Source organism: Micromonospora sp. AB353 (genome assembly GCF_049538395.1).
GTDB lineage: Bacteria > Actinomycetota > Actinomycetes > Mycobacteriales > Micromonosporaceae > Micromonospora > Micromonospora aurantiaca.
The window spans coordinates 1-20,577 of record NZ_JBMVFV010000093.1 but is presented as its reverse complement, the minus strand read 5'-3'; the positions used below and the strand labels follow the sequence as shown (position 1 = coordinate 20,577).

20 protein-coding genes are annotated in these 20,577 nt (G+C 73.7%); 4 read left to right on the top strand and 16 right to left on the bottom strand.

Features of this window, described 5'->3' with window-relative positions:
* The 6 genes from ACPCK6_RS26155 to ACPCK6_RS26130 form a co-directional block, all read right to left on the bottom strand.
* On the bottom strand, positions 1 to 1,691 hold a 1,691-nt coding region (locus ACPCK6_RS26155; RefSeq protein WP_423482501.1), incomplete at its 3' end, for an ABC transporter ATP-binding protein.
* Positions 1,692 to 1,781: 90 nt separating this feature from the next.
* Positions 1,782 to 2,375: a TetR/AcrR family transcriptional regulator gene (locus tag ACPCK6_RS26150; RefSeq protein WP_073830318.1), complete on the bottom strand. Its 594-nt coding sequence runs from the start codon at positions 2,373 to 2,375 to the stop codon at positions 1,782 to 1,784.
* A gap of 10 nt (positions 2,376 to 2,385) precedes the next feature.
* On the bottom strand, positions 2,386 to 4,536 hold the full coding sequence (locus ACPCK6_RS26145) for a YhgE/Pip domain-containing protein (RefSeq protein WP_423482500.1): 2,151 nt from the start codon (positions 4,534 to 4,536) through the stop codon (positions 2,386 to 2,388).
* Positions 4,533 to 5,231, bottom strand: a complete 699-nt coding sequence (locus tag ACPCK6_RS26140; protein WP_396880326.1) for an ATP-binding cassette domain-containing protein — start codon at positions 5,229 to 5,231, stop codon at positions 4,533 to 4,535. Before ACPCK6_RS26140 ends, ACPCK6_RS26145 begins: the two co-directional genes overlap by 4 nt.
* Positions 5,232 to 5,324: 93 nt before the next feature.
* The gene (locus ACPCK6_RS26135; protein WP_194799755.1) at positions 5,325 to 6,164 is read right to left on the bottom strand and encodes a GNAT family N-acetyltransferase; all 840 of its coding nucleotides are present in this window, start codon (positions 6,162 to 6,164) and stop codon (positions 5,325 to 5,327) included.
* Between the two features lie 64 nt (positions 6,165 to 6,228).
* Entirely contained in the window at positions 6,229 to 7,455 is a 1,227-nt protein-coding gene (locus ACPCK6_RS26130) for an MFS transporter (protein WP_396880325.1), read from the bottom strand.
* Between the two features lie 122 nt (positions 7,456 to 7,577).
* Here ACPCK6_RS26130 and ACPCK6_RS26125 point away from each other — a divergent pair, with 122 nt between their 5' ends.
* Complete coding sequence (locus ACPCK6_RS26125; protein WP_396880324.1) at positions 7,578 to 8,165, top strand: PadR family transcriptional regulator; 588 nt, start codon at positions 7,578 to 7,580, stop codon at positions 8,163 to 8,165.
* 48 nt (positions 8,166 to 8,213) lie between these two features.
* On the opposite strand, the gene ACPCK6_RS26120 is transcribed toward ACPCK6_RS26125, so the two are convergent.
* Positions 8,214 to 9,032, bottom strand: a complete 819-nt coding sequence (locus ACPCK6_RS26120; RefSeq protein ID WP_423482499.1) for a class I SAM-dependent methyltransferase — start codon at positions 9,030 to 9,032, stop codon at positions 8,214 to 8,216.
* A gap of 128 nt (positions 9,033 to 9,160) precedes the next feature.
* Here ACPCK6_RS26120 and ACPCK6_RS26115 point away from each other — a divergent pair, with 128 nt between their 5' ends.
* Complete coding sequence (locus ACPCK6_RS26115) at positions 9,161 to 9,835, top strand: winged helix-turn-helix transcriptional regulator (protein WP_396880322.1); 675 nt, start codon at positions 9,161 to 9,163, stop codon at positions 9,833 to 9,835.
* A 57-nt stretch (positions 9,836 to 9,892) separates the two neighbouring features.
* Here ACPCK6_RS26115 and ispG read toward each other — a convergent pair whose 3' ends face one another.
* The 7 genes from ispG to ACPCK6_RS26080 form a co-directional block, all read right to left on the bottom strand.
* Positions 9,893 to 11,068: a flavodoxin-dependent (E)-4-hydroxy-3-methylbut-2-enyl-diphosphate synthase gene (ispG, locus tag ACPCK6_RS26110; protein WP_423482498.1), complete on the bottom strand. Its 1,176-nt coding sequence runs from the start codon at positions 11,066 to 11,068 to the stop codon at positions 9,893 to 9,895.
* Positions 11,069 to 11,077: 9 nt separating this feature from the next.
* Positions 11,078 to 12,325: a M50 family metallopeptidase gene (locus ACPCK6_RS26105; protein ID WP_423482497.1), complete on the bottom strand. Its 1,248-nt coding sequence runs from the start codon at positions 12,323 to 12,325 to the stop codon at positions 11,078 to 11,080.
* Positions 12,322 to 13,536 (bottom strand): 1-deoxy-D-xylulose-5-phosphate reductoisomerase, encoded by a 1,215-nt coding sequence (gene dxr, locus ACPCK6_RS26100; RefSeq protein WP_047894153.1) that lies wholly within the window; start codon positions 13,534 to 13,536, stop codon positions 12,322 to 12,324. The genes ACPCK6_RS26105 and dxr overlap by 4 nt, the downstream gene beginning before the upstream one ends.
* Positions 13,537 to 13,665: 129 nt before the next feature.
* Positions 13,666 to 14,028, bottom strand: coding sequence for a Uma2 family endonuclease (locus ACPCK6_RS26095; RefSeq protein WP_423482503.1), 363 nt, complete (start codon positions 14,026 to 14,028; stop codon positions 13,666 to 13,668).
* Entirely contained in the window at positions 14,019 to 14,291 is a 273-nt protein-coding gene (locus tag ACPCK6_RS26090; RefSeq protein WP_423482504.1) for a hypothetical protein, read from the bottom strand. The genes ACPCK6_RS26095 and ACPCK6_RS26090 overlap by 10 nt, the downstream gene beginning before the upstream one ends.
* A gap of 89 nt (positions 14,292 to 14,380) precedes the next feature.
* On the bottom strand, positions 14,381 to 15,604 hold the full coding sequence (locus ACPCK6_RS26085; protein WP_423482496.1) for a PP2C family protein-serine/threonine phosphatase: 1,224 nt from the start codon (positions 15,602 to 15,604) through the stop codon (positions 14,381 to 14,383).
* A 62-nt stretch (positions 15,605 to 15,666) separates the two neighbouring features.
* Positions 15,667 to 16,212, bottom strand: a complete 546-nt coding sequence (locus tag ACPCK6_RS26080; protein ID WP_423482495.1) for a GNAT family N-acetyltransferase — start codon at positions 16,210 to 16,212, stop codon at positions 15,667 to 15,669.
* Between the two features lie 51 nt (positions 16,213 to 16,263).
* Between ACPCK6_RS26080 and ACPCK6_RS26075 the strand changes: the two genes are divergently transcribed.
* The gene (locus ACPCK6_RS26075; protein WP_396880316.1) at positions 16,264 to 17,106 is read left to right on the top strand and encodes a YhjD/YihY/BrkB family envelope integrity protein; all 843 of its coding nucleotides are present in this window, start codon (positions 16,264 to 16,266) and stop codon (positions 17,104 to 17,106) included.
* A 10-nt stretch (positions 17,107 to 17,116) separates the two neighbouring features.
* Here the strand turns inward: ACPCK6_RS26075 and ACPCK6_RS26070 are convergent, their stop codons facing one another.
* Together ACPCK6_RS26070 and ACPCK6_RS26065 are read right to left on the bottom strand one after the other, a co-directional pair.
* Entirely contained in the window at positions 17,117 to 18,286 is a 1,170-nt protein-coding gene (locus tag ACPCK6_RS26070; protein WP_423482494.1) for an alkaline phosphatase PhoX, read from the bottom strand.
* A 104-nt stretch (positions 18,287 to 18,390) separates the two neighbouring features.
* Entirely contained in the window at positions 18,391 to 18,810 is a 420-nt protein-coding gene (locus ACPCK6_RS26065; protein WP_423482493.1) for a ribosomal protein L7/L12, read from the bottom strand.
* Positions 18,811 to 18,934: 124 nt separating this feature from the next.
* Here ACPCK6_RS26065 and ACPCK6_RS26060 point away from each other — a divergent pair, with 124 nt between their 5' ends.
* Positions 18,935 to 20,530, top strand: a complete 1,596-nt coding sequence (locus ACPCK6_RS26060; protein WP_423482502.1) for a phytoene desaturase family protein — start codon at positions 18,935 to 18,937, stop codon at positions 20,528 to 20,530.
* Positions 20,531 to 20,577: the final 47 nt, after the last annotated feature.

Sequence of the window (20,577 nt, the reverse complement as noted above, 5' to 3'; positions counted from 1 at the left end):
CGGGCGCCCACCCCGGCGTACGCCCCGGCGTGGCTGGTGGCGAGCAGCTCGGCGAAGCGGGCCGACTCGCGCAGCGGGCCGGCCTCCAGCACCGCGCCGTCGGCCATCACGACCACCTCGTCGCAGCGGCGCACCGAGGAGAGCCGGTGCGCGATGACGATGCCGATCCGGTCGGTGAGCAGCCGTTCGGTGGCCTCGCGTACCCGGTTCTCGGTGACCGGGTCGAGCCGCGCGGTGGCCTCGTCGAGGATCACCACGTGCGGGTCGCGGACCAGGATGCGGGCGAACGCGACGAGCTGTTCCTGCCCGGCGGAGAGTACGTAGCCGCCGTCGCCGAGCCGGGTGTGTACGCCGTCGGGCAGCTCGGCGATCCAGCCGGCCAGTCCCAGCTCGGCCAGCGCCCGCTCGGCGGCGTCCAGCAGCTCCGGGTCGAACAGCGCCACGTTCTCGGCGAGCGTGCCGGCCAGGATCTCGGTGCGCTGCGGCACCACGGCGATCCACCGGCGCAGTTCCTCCACGTCGAGGTCGACCAGGTCGGCGCCGCCGAGGAACACCGTGCCGCGCGGCACGTCGACCGCCCGGGTGAGCACCTTCGCCAGCGTCGACTTGCCCGAGCCGGTCCGCCCGACGAGCGCGTACGAGCGCCCGCGGACGAAGTCGAGGTGCACGTCGCGCAGCGCCGGACCGCGGTCGTCCCCGCCGGCCGGGTAGCGGTAGGTGAGCCCGCGCACGGTCAGGTCGCCGTCGACCGGGGCGTCGCCGCCGTCCGGCTCCTGCGGCGACCCGGCGAGCAGCTGCACCCGGCCCCAGGCGCCGAACGCCTGTTGCAGGTGCGGCACCCAGCGGGCGATCTGCTCGACGGTCGCGCCGAACGCGACGACCAGCAACCAGATCGCGGTGAGCCGCGCGGCGTCCACCCGGCCGGTGGCCAGCGCCCACGCGCCGCCCAGCACCACGCCCGCGACGCCGAGCCCGACCGCGCCGGCGGCGATCGCGGTGACCCGCGCGGAGAGCCGGAACACCCGGACGCACCGGGCGATCACCTCGGCCGCGCGGCGGGCGTAGAGACGCAGCACGTACGGCCGGGCGAGGCTGGTACGCACGTCGTCCTGCCCGTGCACCGCCTCCTCCATCACGGCGGCGAGGTCGGACCACGCCTCCTCCTCGGCCATCCGGGCCGGGGCGATCCGGGCGGTCGGGCGGCGCAGCGTCACCGCGAGCAGGGCGGTGAGCACGATCATGCCGACACCGGCGGGCCACCAGACGATCAGCGCGCTCACCGTCGCGAGGACGCAGACCGCGAGGCCCTGCGCCAGCCGTACGCCGGTGTTCCGCATCTCGGCGGCGACCTGGTAGACGTCGTTGTCGATCCGGTCGAGCAGTTCGCCGACCGGCGTGGTCTCCAGGGTGGGCAGGTCCTGGCCGAGCGCGACCCGGCAGAGCCGCCGCCGCACGTCGGCCGACCAGTCGGCGGTGAGCCGCGCCATGATCAGGCCGATCAGCAGGTCGGTGACGACAGCGGCGACGAGCGCCACCGCGAGCGCGACGAACCAGCCGGACGAGCGGTGCACCAGCACCGGCCCGGCCAGCGCGGCGGCGGCCGCCTGGCCGGCGGCGCCGAGCACGATCAGCAGCAGGACCGCCGTCATCCGCCGGGGTGCCGTGGCCCAGAGATCTCGGAGCAGGCGCATGGAAGGTCCTCCGGACTCGGCTCGGTGGGGGCGGTGTCCCCAGCCTCGTCCTCACGGCGGCCCGGATTCAACCGAATTACCGGCCCTTGGTCAGGTCCGGGCGACCCGCCGGACGATGCCGAGCAGCGACTCCTGCACCTCGTCGATCGGCCGCTCCGGCGAGAAGACCAGCCAGTCCACTGCTACCACCAGCCCGACGCCGAACAGCGCCGAACTGGCGGTACGCACGTCCAGGTCGGCCGGGAGGTCGCCACTGTCCACGCCGGCCTGCACGGTGTCGGCGATCACCGCGATGGCCTCGCCGCGCAGCAGCCGCAGCGTCTGCTGCCACTCCCTGTTGGTCCGCCACATCTCCGAGAGCAGGAGCTGGGCGAAGGCGCGGTAGCGGCGGATGTACTCCAGCTGGGCGCGGACCAGCGCGCCGAGCGCCTCCAGCGGCGGCAGCCCGTCGACGGCGGCCCGGAACTCGGCGGTGAGCAGGCCGATGCCGTGCCGCAGCAGCTCCTCGAACAGGACGGTCTTGGACTCGAAGTTGTAGTAGACGGTCCCCTTCGCCACACCCGCCCGGGCCGCGATGTCGTCCACGGTGGTGGCCGAGAAGCCCTGCTCGGCGATGAGGTCCACCGCCGCCACGAAGAGGCGCTGGCGGGTGTCCTCGCGCCGGCGCGTCCGTCCGTCCGTCACCGGCTCATCCTCACATGGTCAGTTCGGGGTGCAGCTTCGACGGGGTCAGCCGGCGGGACCGGCGGGCCGCGCCGACGGTCAGCGCCATCGCGCCCAGCCCGAACGCGAGCAGCACCAGCGCGGCGGTCACCACCGGGGCGGTCGTACCACCGTTTACGGTGTGCCGCAGGCCGTCCACCACGTACGTCATCGGCAGCCAGGGGTGGACGGCCTGGAAGAAGCCGGGCGAGGTCTGCACCGGGTAGGTGCCGCCGGACGAGGTGAGCTGGAGCATCAGCAGCGCCAGCGCGGCCAGCCGGCCGGCCGGGCCGAGCGCCACGCCGAGCAGTTGCATGATCGCGGTGAACGCCAGCGAGGTGAGGGCGAGCAGCCCGAACGTGGCCGGGCCGTGCCTCGGGTCGAGCCCGAGGCCGAGCGTCACCACCGTGTAGAGCACCGTGACCTGGGCCAGGCCGATGCCGGCGGCCGGGAGCCACCCGGCGAGCACGACCCGCCAGCCGGGCGCGCCGGACATCACGTGCCGCCGGTTGACCGGCCGCAACAGCATGTACGTGATCATCGCGCCGACCCAGAGCGCCAGCGACAGGAAGTACGGGGCGAAGCCGACGCCGTACGAGTCGGCCGGGTTCTGCGAGTCGCGGATCAGGCCGACCGGGTCACCGAGGACGCCGGCGCGAGTGGCCGCGTCGTCGTACCCGGGAAGTTTCCGCTCGCCGGCGGCGAGCCCGTCGGCGAGGTCGCCGGCGCCGCCCTCCAGCCGGGTCAGCCCGTCGACCAGGCGGTTGCTGCCGCTGCCGAGCTGGGCCAGGCCGCCGTCGAGCTGGCGGGCGCCGGTGGCGAGCCGGTAGAGGCCGCCGCGCAGCTCGTTCGCGCCGGTCGACGCGTCGCCCAGCCCGTCGCGGAGTCTGGCGCTGCCCTGGGCCAGCGTGGCGAGCCCGCCGGCCAGCTCGTTGACCTTCGCGCGGGCGGAGGCGACGTCGTCGGCCAGGTGCGGCGCGGCGGCGGCCACCTCGCGGGCGGTCTTCGACACGTCTGTCATCTGCTTGCGCAGCGTGGCCATGTCGGTCTTGTCCAGCGCGGCCACCACGGAGCGGGCCTGCGTGACGGCCCGGTCGGCGGCCTTGCGGGCGGCGGCGAAGTCGGGGTTGTCGGCCAGCTCGGGGTGTTCCTTCGCGACCGCGTCGAGCCGGTCGCGGATCTCCTCGGCGGTCGTGACCACCTCGGCGGCCTTGCCCGGCAGCGCGTCCAGCCCGGCGGCGAGCTGCTGCGCGCCGTCGGCGACGAGCGTGGCCGCCTTCTCGATCTTGTCGGCGTTGCGGCGCAGCACCGGCTCGTACTTGTCGGCGGCGGCGTTCACGGTGGCCGCGGCGGCCTTGGTCTCGGTGGCGGCGCGTCCGGCGCCGTCGGCGAGCTGGGCGGCACCGGTCCGTAGCTGGTCGAGGCCCTTGGCGAGCTTGTCCGCGCCCTGGACCGACTGGTTGAGTCCACCGGCGAGCTGCCCGGCGCCGTCCTCGGCGTCACCGAGCCCGTCGGCGATCTCTCCCGCGCCCTGCTGGGAGCTGCCGAGCCCGTCGGCGATCTTCCCGGCGCCGTCGGCGGCGCGTCCGGTCTCGGCCTTGGCGTCGGTGAAGCCGATCAGCATCCTGTCGAAGTACGTGGCGGCGGTGCTCTGCGCGGCGGCGGCCCGGATCTCGCTGAACGCCGACCGGGCGAGCAGGCCGGAGAGGTAGTTGGTGGCGTCGTCGTTGACGACCTTCAGCTCGCCCTGCCGGGCCGGGCGGTCCGGTTCCGGGCCGGCCGCGAGGGTGGCGGAGAAGTCCTCCGGGATGGAGAAGACAAGGTGGTAACGCCCGTCGCGCAGCCCCTTCGTGGCGTCGGCCTGGTCGGTGACGGTCCAGCCGAACACCTTGCGGTCGAGCAGCTCGTCGGTGAGGTCACGGCCGGCGTGCACCTCGCTGCCGTCGCCGGCGGTGGCCGGGCGGTCGGCGTTGACCAGGGCGACCGGGATCCGGTCCATCTTCCCGTAGGGATCCCAGAACGCGTACAGGTAGAGGGCACCGTAGAGCAGCGGGACGATGGTGAGCACGGCGAGCGCGGCGCGCGGCAGCCGGCCCCGGGTCATCCGGCGCAGCTCGAACAGGGCCAGTCGCAGGACGCTCATGCGGGCACCTCGGCGGGCTCGGTCAGGGCGGGGACGGGCGGGACCGGGTCGCCGATGCGGTGCACGGTGGCGGCCACGCCGGGTTCGACGGCGCGGGCGCTGGCGACCACGGCGTACCCCTGGTCGGCGAGGCGTTCCAGCGCGCCCCACATCCACTCCCGCTCGGGGCGGTCGGCGCCGGCGTCCACGTCGTCGGCGACGATCAGGCCGGGGCCGCCGAGGCTCGCCAGCACCAGCCCGAGCACCTGGCGTTCGACCGGGGTGAGGTCGCGGCCGTACCGGTCGGGGTCCAGGGGCGCGTCGGTGAGTCCGGCGCCGGCGATGGCGGCGGCGTAGGCGTCGCGGCGGTAGGCCCGGCGGGCGCGGACCGCCGCCACCGGCACGAGGCGGCGCCGGCGGCGTGGCACCGGGCCGAGCAGCAGCAGGCGTTCGGTGATGTGCTCGGCGACGGTGAGCGTCGGGTCGGGTTCGTGCACGCCGGCCACCTGGCCGAGCGCGGCCGGGCCGCGTCGGCGCAGCTCGCCGTGGTTGTGCGGGAAGCGCCCGGCCAGCGCGAGCAGCAGCGAGGTGCGTCCGCTGCCGGGCGGACCGGTGACGGCGTGCAGCTCACCGCTCGCGGCGGTGAGGTCGACGTCCCGGTAGACCCAGCCGCGGCGGGTGCGCAGGCCCAGGCCGACGGCCTCGACGATGTTCATTCCGCTCCCGAATTCCGAACTGACCAGTCAGTATAAAAACATGCCCAGCATAACGCCGGGTGTCCGGTTCGGGACGTCTGGCGGGAGTGATCCTCAGAACAGCACAGTGGCGAGCGTGCCGACCGGGCGGAAGCCGCAGCGCTCGTAGACCCGGCGGGCGGGCAGGTTGAAGTCGTTGACGTAGAGGCTCACAGTGGGCGCGACCCGTTCCAGCGCGTCGCGGACCACGGCGGCCATCGCGGCGGTGGCGATGCCCCGGCCGCGCCACTCGGGCGCCACCCAGACGCCCTGCACCTGCGCGGTCCGGCGGGTCACCACGGCGAGCTCCGCCTTGAAGACCACCCGCCCGTCGACGAAGCGGGCGTAGGCACGGCCGGCGCGCACCAGCTCGGTCACCCGCCGCCGGTAGCCGCGCCCACCGTCCTCGGCCAGCGGCGACACCCCGACCTCCTCGGTGTACATCGCCACCGCCGCCGGGAACAGCCGGTCGACCTCGTTGCCGCGCACCCGCCGCACGTGCGGGTCGGGCGCCACGGCGGGCAGCGCGTCCGTCGCCAGCAACGGCTGGTTCGGGCGTACGTCCCGAGCCGGCCCCCAGTGCGCGGAGAGGCGGTCCCAGAGCCCGAGCACCGCGTCGGCCCGGCCCACGATCGAGGAACAGAGCCGCTCCTCGGCGCTCAACTGGTCGGCGAACGCGGTCACCGCCGACTCGGACGCGAGCACCGGGGTCAGGTTGCCGCCCAGCCAGCAGATCGACTCCAGGTGCCGGCGGGAGCCGTACCCGAGGATCCGCGCCTCGGCCCGCCACCAGGCCAGACCGCGTGCCGCCACCCGCTCGGCGACCTGCGCGCCGGCGTACGGGTCGAGGTCGAGCAGCCGCTCGACCGCGCGGCGCTCCGACTCCCCGAGTTGGCGTACCGGCACCGTGAGCACGGCTACCAGCCTGCCAGATCCACCCCGGCGCGCGCGGGCCGACCGGGCACCTGCCGCACGGCCCTCAGCCGGCCGCCGCCGGCACCGGTTCGGGGGCGGCCGGCCGGGTCCGGGCGGCCCATCGCACCACGGGCGGCACCAGCGCGCCGAGCAGCAGGAACACCACGCCGAGCACCAGCCAGCCGGGTACGCCCCAGCCGATCGCGAGCGTGGTCACCACCACCGGGGCGACCATCGAGCCGAGTTGCATGCCCATCCCGTACGCGCCCTGGTACTGCCCGTGCGCGTGCGCCGGGGCCAGGCCGAAGGAGATACCCCAGCCGGCCGCCGCGTGCCACAGCTCCCCCACGACGTGCACCAGCGCACCGGCCAGCAGCAGCGGCACCGCCACCGCCACCGGTACGCCGCCACCGGCCGCGAACAGCGCGCAGGCGGCAGCGAGCAGGACACCGGCCCGGCGGGCGGCCCGGCCCGCGCCGGTCAGGTCCTCGGTGCCCCGCGAGGCGCGGACCTGGAACAGGATCACCACCACCGTGTTGACGAGCAGGCAGACGGAGATCAGCCAGTTCGGTGCGCTGGTGTGCCCGGCGATCCACAGCGGCAGGGCGATGTTGATCAGCGAGAAGTGCATGGACATGAGCCCGTCCAGCACGGTGAAGGCGAGGAACGGGCGGTCCCGCAGCGCGATCAGCCGTGGCCCGTGCGCCGGGGCGGGCATCGGCGGCACCGGCGGGAGCCGCAGCAGCACCGCCGCCGCCAGCACGTACGTGGCGGCGTCGAGCAGGATCAGCATGACGTACGCGCCGCGGGTGTCGGCGGCGAGCGCGAACCCGGCCAGCACGGTGCCCACCGAGATCCCGACGTTGGTGACGGCGCGCAGGTAGGCACGGGTGCGGACCCGCTGGTCGGGCGGGACGGCGCCGGCGATCAGCGCACCGCGGGCGCCCCGGGTGCCCGCGTCCGCTACCGCCATCAGCATGCCGACGACCAGGAAGCCGGTGAACGAGCGCACCGTGACCAGGGCGGCCGTGCACGCGGCCGAGGCGAGCAGCGCGGCCATCTGGAGTCCGCGCGGGCCGAGGCGGTCGGCGAGGTAGCCCATCGGGGTGCTCGCCACCAGGCTGACCAGCGCGGTGAGCGTGAGCGCCACGCCGACCTGCGCCACCGTGAGCCCGACCGACCGGGTGAGGAACAGCGCGCTGGCGGTGAGCCAGGTGCCCCGCCCGACGGTGTTGACGAGTGTGGAGAGGGCGAGGGTCCGGGAGGGGCCCGGTTCGGGAAGCAGGCGCACACCGGCAGCCTAACAATACGTACGTACGGTTTTCAGGCCGCTTTTCATGACGTCTTGTCGGCGATGCATTGCCGATATATCGTTGATGCATCAGTGATACGCCGACAGAAGGAGAACCACCGATGGGTTTCCATCGACGCATGCACGCCATGCACGACGAGATGCGCCGCCACGGCGGCTTCGGCTTCCCGCCCGTACCCCCGGGTCCGCCGCCCTTCTCCCCCGGGCCGCACGGTCGCGGGCGGGGCCGCGGCGGCCGGGGACGCGGACGGCGGCCGAACGTCCGCGGCGCGGTGCTGGCCCTGCTCACCGAGCGGCCGATGCACGGCTACGAGATGATCCAGGAGATCGACTCCCGCACCGGCGGGGCCTGGCGGCCCAGCCCCGGCTCGATCTACCCGACGCTGCAACTGCTGGAGGACGAGGGCGTCATCGCCACGGCCGCCGACTCCGAGGGCGGGCGCAAGCGGTTCGCGCTGACCGAGCAGGGGCAGGCCGAGGCGGCCGACGCGGCGCAGACCCCGCCCTGGGCGGAGTTCGCCGAGCAGACGGTCAACAGCTGGCACGACATCCGCGACGCCGGGGCGCAGGCCATGCAGGCGCTGCGGCAGGTCATGACCACCGGCACCGACGACCAGCGCGCCCGGGCCGCCCAGGTGCTCGACGAGACCCGGCGCAAGCTCTACGCCATCCTCGCCGAGTCCGAGTGAGCACCGCCGCCGCGACGGCACGCCGGCCGGACGACGACCGGCGTGCCGTCAGGCGCGGCGCGCGGTGACGAGCAGGTACTCCCAGCGCATGACGCCGCCGTCCAGGTGCCGGGCCGCCAGGTCGGTCAGCGCGCGATCGAGCCCCGCCGTACGCTCCGGATCGCCCGCGTTCGCCCGGTAGACCGCCACCGTGGGCCCGTAGTGGGTGGCGAAGAAGTCCCGGAACTGGTCCGGCGTGGCGAACCGGTTCACCACCACGGCGTCGCGCCCCAGCCGGAGCGCGTCGACCCGGTCGCCGAACAACTCCCGGACATGGTCCTCGTCGCCCCAGAGCGGGGGCGGCTGTGCGCCCGGCGGCGGTGGCGGCGCGAACGGCCGCATGGCCGCGAACAACTGGCCCACGAAGCCCTCCGGGGTCCAGTTGACCAGACCGATCGTGCCGCCCGGCCGGCACACCCGCAGCACCTCGTCGGCGGCGGCCCGGTGCCGGGGCGCGAACATCACACCCACACAGGACAGCACCGCGTCGAACGCGCCGTCCGCGTACGGCAGCGCCTCCGCGTCCGCCTCCTCCCAGGTCAGCGCCAAGCCCTCCCGCTCGGCCTCCGCCCGCCCGATCGCCAGCAACTCCGGGGTGAGGTCGCCCGCCACCACCTCCGCACCGGCCCGGGCCGCCGGCAGAGCCGCGTTGCCGGTCCCGGCCGCCACGTCCAGCACCCGCATGCCGGGCGCCACCCCGGCGGCCCGGACCAGCGTCGCCCCCAGCTCCGGAATCACCTGCGCGGCCACGGCGGCGTAGTCGCCCATCGCCCACATCGCACGGTGCCGGGCCTTCACCGCGGCGTCCTGTGCCCGTTCCTCGATCATCTGTCGCTCCTCACCGTCGTCCCTGCACAGGACGCTAGGCAGCGGACGACACGGCCCCCAGTACGAGATCTGTACCGCTCCCGACAGGCCGCTGGCCGGGGCGGCGGGCCGGGCGTAGCGTGCCCGCCATGGGGGCCTCCTACCACCAGTTCTGCCCCGTGGCGAAGGCCATGGAACTGCTCGACGAGCGGTGGACGCTGCTCGTGGTCCGGGAGCTGGTCAGCGGCTCGGAACGCTTCAACGACCTGCGCCGGGGCCTGCCCCGGATGTCACCGACGCTGCTGTCCCGCCGGCTGCACCAGCTCGTCCGCGCCGGGGTGGTGGAGCGGCGGGTCGACGGCGCCGACGTGCGCTACGTCCCGACCACCGCCGGACGCGAACTGCGTCCCGTGCTGGAGGCGCTCGGCGCCTGGGGCGTGCGCTGGATCGGCGAACTGGGCGACGCCGACCTGGACCCGAAGCTGCTGCTGTGGGACATGCACCGGCACGTCGACCACGACGCGGTTCCGCCGGGGCGTACCGTCGTGCGGTTCCGCTTCCGGGACGTGCCCACGACGCAGCGCGACTGGTGGATGGTGATCGCCGCGGGCGAAGCCGACGTCTGCGACATCGACCCCGGGCACGACGTGACGGTGACCGTCACCGCCGACCTGCGCGCCCTGGTCCAGGTCTGGATGGGCGACCTGGAGTGGGCCGCGGCGCTGCGCGGCGGCGCGGTGGAGGTCGCCGGACCGGAGGCGCTACGGCGCGCCGCGCCCGGCTGGTTCACCCTCTCCCCCTTCGCCGCCGTGCCCCGGCCCTGAGACGGCGCGTGCGGCCGCCCCGAACGGGGACGGCCGCACGACGACGCGGAGAACAGATCAGTGCACGGTGACGGTGGCGCCGCCCGGCACCAGGTCACGCAGCTCCTCGGGGATCTCGGCGCCCATCTCGTCGGCGATCCGCAGCGCCTCCTCGATCAGCGTCTCCACGATCTGCGCCTCGGGCACGGTCTTGACGACCTTGCCCTTGACGAAGATCTGGCCCTTGCCGTTGCCGGAGGCCACACCCAGGTCGGCCTCGCGGGCCTCACCCGGACCGTTCACCACGCAGCCCATGACCGCGACGCGCAGCGGCACCGGCAGGCCCTCCAGCCCGGCGGTGACCTCCTCGGCCAGCTTGTAGACGTCTACCTGCGCCCGGCCGCAGGACGGGCAGGAGACGATCTCCAGGCCACGCTCGCGCAGGCCCAGCGACTCCAGGATCGCGTTGCCGACCTTGATCTCCTCGACCGGCGGGGCGGACAGCGAGACCCGGATGGTGTCGCCGATCCCCTCGGCCAGCAGCGCGCCGAACGCCACCGCCGACTTGATCGTGCCCTGGAACGCCGGACCCGCCTCGGTGACGCCGAGGTGCAGCGGGTAGTCGCACTTCTCGGCCAGCAGCCGGTACGCGCGGATCATCACCACCGGGTCGTTGTGCTTCACCGAGATCTTGATGTCCCGGAAGCCGTGCTCCTCGAACAGCGAGCACTCCCACAGCGCCGACTCCACCAGGGCCTCGGCGGTGGCCTTGCCGTACTTGGTCAGCAGGCGCTTGTCCAGCGAGCCCGCGTTGACGCCGATCCGGATCGGCACGCCCGCGTCGCCGGCGGCCCGCGCGATCTCCTTGACCTTGTCGTCGAACTGCCGGATGTTGCCCGGGTTCACCCGGACCGCGGCGCAGCCGGCGTCGATCGCCGCGAAGACGTACTTCGGCTGGAAGTGGATGTCGGCGATCACCGGGATCTGCGACTTCTTGGCGATCGCCGGCAGCGCCTCCACGTCGTCCTGCGACGGCACGGCGACCCGGACGATCTGGCAGCCGGACGCGGTCAGCTCGGCGATCTGCTGGAGCGTGGCGTTGACGTCGGCGGTGAGGGTGGTGGTCATGGACTGCACCGAGACCGGCGCGCCACCACCGACCGGCACCGAACCGACCATGATCTGGCGGCTGGCCCGGCGCGGGGCCAGCGGCGGCGGCGGTACGGGGGGCATACCGAGACTGACAGCGGTCACTTCAGGCACTCACCTTGAGAAGAGCGTGATGGGGTTGATGACATCGGCGGTGACCGTCAGCAGCGTGAACGCGCCACCGATCAGGATCACCGCGTACGTGAACGGCATGAGTTTGAGGTAGTCGACGCGCCCCGGATCGGCACGGCCGATGCGCGCGTAGAGCCAGGACCGCGCCCGTTCGAACCAGGCGATGGCGATGTGGCCGCCGTCCAGCGGGAGCAGCGGCAGCAGGTTGAACACGCCGATGAAGAAGTTCAGCGACACGAACAGCATGAAGAACACCAGCCAGGCGTTGTTCTCCACGGCCTCGCCGCCGAGCCGGCTGGCGCCGACCACGCTGATCGGGGTGTCCACGTCGCGCTCGCCGCCGGTGATCGCGTTCCACAACGCCGGCACCTTCTGCGGGATGCGCTGCATGGCGTGCGCGGTCTGCACGGCCATCGTGCCGGTGAAGTCGGCGGTGGCGCCGAACGCGGCGACCGGGCCGTACTCGACCCGGGTCGGGGTGGTGGGCGAGAGCGCCACGCCGAGCGCGGAGACCGCCGAGGCGGCACCCTTCGGGTCGTCCAGCGGCGGACGCTGCACCGAGGCCAGGTCGACCCGCGCCTCGTCCGACTTGCCGTCACGCACGTAGGCGACGGTGGCCGTGCCGGGCGGGGTGGCCCGGACCACGTCGAGCATGTCGCCCCAGGTCGAGACCGGCTTGCCGTTCACCGCGGTGATCCGGTCGCCGTCCTTGAGCTGGGCCTTCTCGGCCGGGCTGGCCGGGTCGCCGGACTCGCAGGCGCGGGCCGCGTTCTCCACCACCACGCACGGCGCGATGGCGATCACCGCCGGCTCGGCCCGGAAGCCGGCCTCGGTGCTGGGGAACTTCGGATTCGGCAGCCCCACCGACACCGCGATGATCCAGAGCGCGATCAGGGCCAGGGCGAAGTGGGTGATCGAGCCCGCGGACATCACGATCGTCCGCTTCCACACCGGGTAGCGCCACATGGCGCGCTTCTCGTCCCCCGGCTCGACGTCGTCGTCCTGCGGCGTCATTCCGACGATCTTGCAGAAGCCGCCGAGCGGGATGCCCTTGACGCCGTACTCGGTCTCGCCCCGCTTGAACGACCACAGGGTCGGGCCGAAGCCGACGAAGTAGCGGGTGACCTTCATCCCGAACGCCTTGGCGGTGAGCATGTGCCCCGCCTCGTGCAGGCTCACCGAGATGAGGATCGCCAGGGCGAACAGCACCACCCCGAGCAGATAGCTCATCGAGCTCCTTCCACCGACCCGACGATGATCTCCTGGGCGTGCGCCCGTGCCCACGACTCGGCGGCGAGCACGTCCTCGACGGTACCTGGTTCGTCGAAATCGGGTGCGTCCTCCAGCACCCGCTGGAGGGTGTCGACGATGCCGAGGAACGGCAGCCGGCCCGCGACGAACGCGGCCACGCACTCCTCGTTCGCCGCGTTGTAGATCGCCGGGCGGCAGCGCCCGGCCTCGCCCGCCGCCTTGGCCAGCGCGACAGCCGGGAACGCCGCGTCGTCGAGCGGGAAGAACTCCCAGGTGTGGGCAGTGGTCCAGTCGACAGCCGCAGCGGCGCCGGGCACGCGGTCCGGCCAGCCGATACCGAGCGCGATGGGCAGCCTCATGTCCGGCGGGCTGGCCTGGGCCAGGGTGGAGCCGTCGGTGAACTCGACCATCGAGTGGATCACCGACTGCGGGTGGACCATCACCTCGATGTCGGCGTACGGCACGTCGAACAACTCGTGCGCCTCGATCACCTCCAGCGCCTTGTTGACCATCGTGGCGGAGTTGATCGTGACGACCGGGCCCATGTTCCAGGTCGGGTGTGCCAGCGCCTGCTCCGGCGTCACGGCGGTCAGCTCGTCACGCCGCCGCCCCCGGAACGGGCCGCCGCTGGCGGTGACCACCAGCCGCCGTACCTCGCCCCGGGCGCCGCCGCGCAGGCACTGCGCCAGCGCCGAGTGCTCGGAGTCCACCGGGACGATCTGCCCCGGTCGCGAGACGGCGGCCTTGACCAGCGGGCCGCCGGCGACGAGGGACTCCTTGTTGGCGAGGGCGAGGGTACGACCGGCGTGCAGCGCGGCCAGCGTCGGCGGCAGGCCCAGCGAGCCGACAACGCCGTTGAGCACCACGTCACACGGCCACTGCGCCAGCTCGGTCATCGCGTCCGGCCCGGCCACGATCTTCGGCAGCTTGAAGTCGCCGGTGGCCCAGCCGCGCCGGCTCGCCTCGGCGTAGAACGCGAGCTGAAGATCCTGCGCGGCGGACGCGCGGGCCACGCCGACCGCCTCAACGCCCAGCTCCAGCGCCTGCGCGGCGAGCAACTCCACGTTGCCGCCACCCGCGCCGAGGGCAACCACCCGGAAGCGGTCCGGGTTGCGCTTGACGATGTCGATGGCCTGGGTGCCGATGGAGCCGGTCGAGCCGAGCAGCACGAGGTCTCGGGGAGTGGTCACCCGCCCATTGTTCCCCAGCGCCTCACCCCGGTTCGTCCCGGAGTGCCCGGCGACATGATCGACTCCACTTCCCCGAGGTGGTGGCATCCCAGCCGCCGCGATGCCACCACGTCGGCGAACCGGTGTCGATCACGCCTGCGGTGCCTCCTCGTCGAGCAGGTCGGCCGGGTCGACGCTGAACTCGAACGGCTGGCGCATCACGAACGTGGTTCCCGCAGCCGCGGCGGACAGCGGCCGGTACTCGCCGTCGACCAGCTCGTAGAGCGCGAGCGCCGGCACCCGGTTACGCAGGTCGACCCGGAGGACATACGGCACGCCGGCGGCGGCGTACTCCCGCGGCCGGTCGATCACGTCCTTGCGCCGGTTGCCGGGCGACACGATCTCGCCGAGGAGGACGGCCTCAGCGATGTCGACCGCGGACCGGCCGCCGCCCGAGGAGCGGAGCACGGCGATGTCAGGGATGAACATGTCCTTGCCGCAGATCAGGTTGATCTCCGGATAGACCCAGAGTCCCTCCCGGCGGGCGGCCCGGTGCAGGAGGTAGGCAATTCGCGTTCGACCGACTGGTGGTCGATGCCGGCACGTGGTGTCACGATCACGCTTCCGCTCAGGACCTCGACCTTCGGGCCATTGGTCTCCGGTAGGAGATCGAGAGCGAGCTGCGCGGTCCACGGTTCGTCGTGCCAGCGGAGCACGTCGAACGACGGCTCGGCGGGCTGCGGCGCCGGCTCGGGCGCGAATGCGGCCTGGGCCATCGGGCTCACCCCCCTCAGCGGGTAATCGTGCTATCGCCCACCCTAGCGGCGCTGCCCCGCCGAGCCCTGCTCGCACACGGTGTCCGTCGCTACCGAGATCCCTCAACCCGCGCCGTGAGGTGCTCCAGGTGCCCCAACGGCAGGTGCGGTGGCTGCCACTCCAGGAACAGCGCGGTGGCGTCGTCGTCGAGCTGGTCCTGCTGGTAGGCGAGGACGGCGCGGACCAGACGGCGCATCGTCTCCGGGCTGGGCAGCCGGTCGTTGAGGGCACGCTCGACGAAGTCGACCAGCCGGTCCAGCCCGAACCGTTCCCCGTCGTCGCCCCGGGCGTCGGTGATGCCGTCGGTGTAGGCGAGGACGCGGTCGCCCGGGTGCAGCGCCTCCTCGTGCACCCGGGGGCGCCTGGCCGACAGGTTACCCAGCCCGAGCGGCAGCGCGGTCGGCCCGGGCAGCGCCCGGACGGCCTTGCCGTCCCGCAGCAGCATGGCGCCGGGGTGGCCGGCGTTGATGGTCCGCAGCACGCCGGTCCGCCGGTCCAGTTCGGCGAGCAGCGCGGTCGCGAACAGGCCGGGGTGTTCGGAGCGGACCCACCTGTCGATGCTGATCGCCGTGTCGACCAGGTCGAGACCGGTGCGCCGGGCGTTGCGGTACGCGCTGACCACGAGCGAGGCCATCGCGCTCGCCTTGATCCCGTGCCCGCAGGTGTCGAAGAGCCCGACGCTGAGCACGTCGCCGTTGAGCGCGTAGTCGAAGATGTCCCCGCCGACGTCGTAACACGGTTCGAGGATGGCGGTGATCACCAGGTCGTCGGTCGCGAAGGTCAGCGGCGGCAGCAGCCCCCACACGGTCTCGGCGGCGACCTGCATCGGCAGGCGGCGGCGGATCCGTTCCACGACGTCGCCGTAGAGCCGGCGGTTCACCAGGACCTGAGCGACGGCGACCGCCACCTCCCAGGCCGGCCGGTCCAGCGCGGGGTCGCCGGCGCGCGACGACACGATCTCCAGCGCCCCCAGCCGTTCGCAGCCGAGCAGCAGGGGCACCCAGAGCCGGTCCGGGCGGTCGGGAGCGCGCTGCACCTGGAGGCCGGTGAACGCCCGGCCGGCCAGCGTCGTCTCGATCGTGAGTTCGTCCCGAGGCGCGCCCGCGCCGACCAGGGGCACGAGCGAGGACTGCGTGTAGTCGGCCAGGTAGATCACGATGTCGGTGGCCCCGATGGCGGGCGCGACCCGGTTCACCAGGAGCGACAGGTCGTCCGGACCGCCCCGGGCGGCGTTGAGGTGCAGCCAACGCGCTGCGTCGCCACCGTCGACCATCCGTGCCTCCCCCGTGTCCCCACCACCGTAGGAGGCCGAGGGCGAACTGCCAACGGCACGGCTCAGGCCGGACGCTCCAGGACGAAGGTCTCCAGTTCGACCCCGCCGTACCAGTCGGTGCGCACACCCGTGTGCGTCATGCCGAGGCGCCGGGCCACCGCCATCGACGGGTCGTTCCCGGCCATCACCACCGCGTACACCCTCGGGGTTCCGGCGGCGAACTCGCGTTCCAGCACCGCGCGGGCCGCCTCGGTCGCGTAGCCGCGGCCCTGGGCGTCGGGATGCAGGTGCCAGCCGACCTCGATGTCGTCGGTCAGGGTGACGCCGTCGCGTCCCGGCAGCGGCTTGAGCAGGATGCTCCCCGCCACCGGCCCGCCGTCGCGCGGCTCGATCGCCCACAGGCCCCAGCGGCCGCCGTACGGCGCCCAGCGTTCGTGCCACATCCGGACCCGCTCGCGTGCCTCGGACGGGTCGGTCATCCGCCCCTTGCCGCCGCCCAGCCAGCGCATCACCTCGTCCCGTGAGTAGATGTCGTAGATCCGGGCCAGGTCGTCCGGCGACTCGGTCCAGTCGCGGAGCACCAGCCGGTCGGTCGTGGCGATCGTCATGCCGCCGGATCGTAATGCGTGGCGCGGTGTCGTACGGGGAACGAGAGGGCGATGGGCGACGGGTGGGAGCGGACCAAGCGGATCACGGCTGCGGCGTTCCGGCCGGTCCGCGGCCGGGACCTGTCGCTGCACGCCGCCGCGATCACCTTCTACGGCGCGATCGCCGTGGTGCCGGTGGCGCTGCTGGCGATCTGGCTGACCGGGCTGCTCGCCGGGGCGGACCGGGTGCGGCGGCTGACCGGGTACGCGATCGACACTCTGCCCACCGAGATCGGCGCGCACCGGGCGGCGGCCGCGCTCGTCGAGGCCGGGCTGGGGCTGACCCCGCTGCTGGCGCTGGCGTCGCTGCTGCCTGCCTCGCTCTACGGGGAAGGACTGCGCCGCGCGTTCGTCTCGGTGGCCGAGCCGCGCGCCGAGTCCGGTGCGCTGGTCGGCTGGCGGGGGCGTCTGCTACTGCTCCCGCTGCTGGCGCCGGCCCCGGTGCTGCTGCTGTCGATCCTGCTCGGGCTGCCGATGACCACCCGGCTGGTACGCCAGGGCGGCTGGGTCGGCGCGCTCGGCGTGGTGCTGTCGTTCCTGGCGGTGTGGCTGGTGCTCACGCCGGTGCTGATCTGGGTGTTCCGGGTGGTCGGCCCGGCCTCCCCGGACTGGCTCGTCACAGTGGGCCTGGGCTCGTTCACCGCGGCGAACCTGTCCGGCTTCCTGCACGGGTTCGTGCTGTTCTGCTCGCTGCCGCTGGACCTGGGCGTGCCGTTCGGCGGGTTCGACGAGATCGGCGGCGGCGTGGCGGTGCTGCTGTGGCTCTACCTGTTCCACGTGATCGTGCTGTCCGGCTACTCGGCGACGCTGGCGGCGAGCCGGTGGCGGGCCGCCCGGGTGGCGGCCCGCGCCTGACGGCGGGAGGTCAGCGCCGGAACGGGCCGCGCACCTCGTACGTGATGCCGCCGGTCCCGGCCCGGGCGCCGCTGGTGCCGCGCTGAGAGGAGAAGTAGAGCCGGCTGCCGTCCGGCGAGAACGCCGGCCCGGTGATCTCCGACTCGGGCTGCCCGAGCAGCCGCAGGAACGGGGTCACCACACCGGCGGGCGTGATCACGTTGATCTCCATGTCGCCGCCGTCCTCGGCCACGTAGAGGTCACCGCCGGCGGTGCCGGTGATGTTGTCGACGCCGGTCAGCGGCGCGGCACCGGCCGGCACCAGCGAGTCGTCGTACGCGAGGTCGAGCCGCTGGTTCACCGCGTCGTACGCCCACACCCGGTTGTCGCCCTTGGTGGTGAACCAGCAGGTCTCGTCGGCGTACCAGCAGCCCTCACCGCCGTCGAACGTCTGGGCGGCGGCGACCTGGTAGCGGGTGGGTACCGGGAACCCGTCGCGGTCCGGCAGGTCGCGCCAGGTGACCGGCCCGGTCACCTGGCCGTCCGGGGCGCAGAGCACCTGCACCTTGCCGGTGCGCAGGTCGCCCCAGGAGTCCGGGACGAACCGGTAGAAGCAGCCGTCGCCCTCGTCCTCGGTCAGGTAGACCACCCGGCGCACCGGGTCGCAGGCCGCCGCCTCGTGCTTGAAGCGGCCCATCCGGGTCCGTTCCTCGCCGGTCCGGCCGCCCTCGGGCCAGGTCTCGAAGACCCGGCCCAGCGGCACCTCCTCGCAGGACAGCCACGTCCCCCACGGGGTCGGCCCGCCCGCGCAGTTGACGTTCGTGCCGCCGAGGATCCGGTACGCGGCGGCGATCGCGCCGTCGGCGGCGAACCGCACCGCCGAGGCGCCGCCGACGAGCGGCACCTCCGAGTTGGAGACGTAGATCCAGCCGTCGCCGGCCGGGAAGCAGGCGCCGCCGTCGGGCGCCGGGTGCCAGGTGTACGAGGTGGCGGCGACCCGCTGCCCGGACCGCGCGATCACCCGGCTGGTGAAGCCGGCCGGCAGCTGGAGGGCGTTGGCGTCGGCGGCCAGCAGGTCGCCGTACGGGCCGGGACCGGGCTGGGCGGGTTGGGCCGGGGCGGCAGCGGCGGCCCAGAGACCACCGGCGAAAGCGGCGGCGCCACCGACGGCTGTGGCACGCAGGACGGTACGACGATCCATCGGGGATTACCTCCCGGAGGCGGTGGGTGTCCCGTCGACGGTAGGACGGAAATGCATCGACAACTGCCACTATAGGGTGAACGCCCGGTGACGGCCGTCCGGCGTCAGAGCCCCTCGACGTACCGCTTCGCGTCGGCGAGCGACATGTGCGTGTGCTCCCGCACCACCTTGATCGCCTGGATCTTCTTCCCCTGGTACAGCAGCCGCGCGGCCTCGGCCCGCACCGCCTCGTCGACGCCCCTTCCGGGGGCCGGAGGGCCGGGCGACCAGGCTCCGCCGGCCGCCAGCGCGTCCACCGCCCGCTTCGCGTCCAGCAGCGACAGCCCGGTCTGCTCGCGCAGCACCTTGACCGCCTCGACGGTACGCCCCGCGCGGGCCAGCCGGAGCACCTCGGCCTGCCCGTCACCGGCCGGGCGGTCCGGGGCGACCAGATCCCGGGGACGGTCGCGCCGCAGCACGAGCAGGAGGAGGAGCACCACCACGACGAGCGCCACCGCGAGCGCGATCTGGACAGCCGGGGACATGCCGGGAACGGTAGCGCCCCGCCGCGAACCCTCCCGCCGGGGATCCGTCGCCGCTACGCTCCGCGGCATGAGCGAACGCACCGAGCGCAGCGAGGGCCGTGAGCGCATGCCCAGCCGGCACGCCATGAGCGACGCGAGTGAGCTGCCGTCCCGCGCCGACGTCGTGGTGGTCGGCGCCGGGCACAACGGCCTGGTCTCGGCGATCCTGCTGGCCCGCGCCGGCCTGGACGTCCTCGTGCTGGAGGCGTCAGGCGTGATCGGCGGGGCGACCCGCACCGAGAACCCGTTCCCGAAGGTGCCGGGACTGCGTCACTCCACCGGGTCGTACCTGCTCGGGCTGATGCCGCCGGAGCTGCTGGCCACGCTCGACGTGACCATCCCGGTGCTGCGCCGCGACCCGCACTACTTCCTGCCCACGCCGGGCGGGCTCGGTTCGCCGTACCTGCTGGCCGGCAGCGACGTGGCGGCGAGCCGGCGGCAGCTCGCGGAGATGTTCTCCCCCGCCGACGTCGCCGCCGACGACGCGCTGCACGCCGAGCTGGCCCAGCTGCGGGAGGATCTCGCCCCGGCGTGGCTGGCCGAGCCGCTGCCGGTCGAGGAGACCGCCGAGCGCTACGTGCGGCCCGCGCTGCGGCAGGTCTTCGTCGACCTGGTCCGCGGCTCGGTGGCCGACCACCTGGCCCGCTTCGACTTCCGCTCCGAGCTGCTGGTCAGCATGTACGCCGTCACCGACGGCCTGTCCGGGCTGAACGCCGGCCCGGACGACCCCGGCACCGGGCACAACTTCCTCGTGCACAACATGTGCCGGCTGCCCGGCGCGGACGGCACCTGGATGATCACCCGGGGCGGCATGGGCACGGTGTCCCGCACGTTCGCCGAGGCCGCCGTGCGGGCCGGGGCGCGGATCGTGGCCGACGCGCCGGTCACCGCGATCCGGCTGACCGGAGGCGCCGCCGCCGGGGTGATGCTCGCCGACGGGCGGGAGGTGGACGCCCCGGTGGTGCTCGGCGCCTGTGACCCGTACCGGCTGATGGAGCTGCTGCCCGACGGCGCGCTCCCGGCGGAGCTGGGCGCGCGGATGGCGGCGGTCCGCCGCCCCGGCACCACGCTCAAGCTCAACCTGGCGCTGACCGGGCTGCCGCGCTTCTCCTGTCTGCCGGACGACGCGCCGAGCCCGTTCGGGTCGACGATCCACCTGCTGCCCGGCTCGGCCTCGCTCGTCGGCGACGGCGGCGAGTCGCCGATGGCGGCGCTGCGCGGCATGTGGGCGGACGTGCGGGCCGGGCGGTTGCCGGAGGAGCCGACGATCGAGTGGTACCTGCACACCACTGTCGACCCGTCGCTGTCCGACGAGGCGGGGCACCACTCGTCGGCGCTGTTCGTGCAGTCGGTCCCCTACGAGCTGGCCGGCACCACCTGGGAGGCGGCGCTGCCCGGCTACGTGGAGCGGCTGCTCGCGATCTGCGAGCGGTACGCCCCGGGCGCCGGTGACCTGGTCGCGGACGCGGTACCGCTGCCGCCGCCCGGCATCGAGGCGCACTTCGGCATCACCGGCGGGCACATCCACCACGTCGACAACACGGTGTCGTTCACCGACCGGATGCCGTACGCCACGGGGGTGGACGGGGTGTACGCGGGCAGCGCGGGCTGCCATCCGGCGGGCAGCGTGATCGGCGCGGCCGGGCACAACGCCGCCCGCCGCATCCTCGCCGAGATGTAAGGAAGGGCCCCCTATTAACGCCTGCGGTAGAGGAAGGGCCCCTTCTT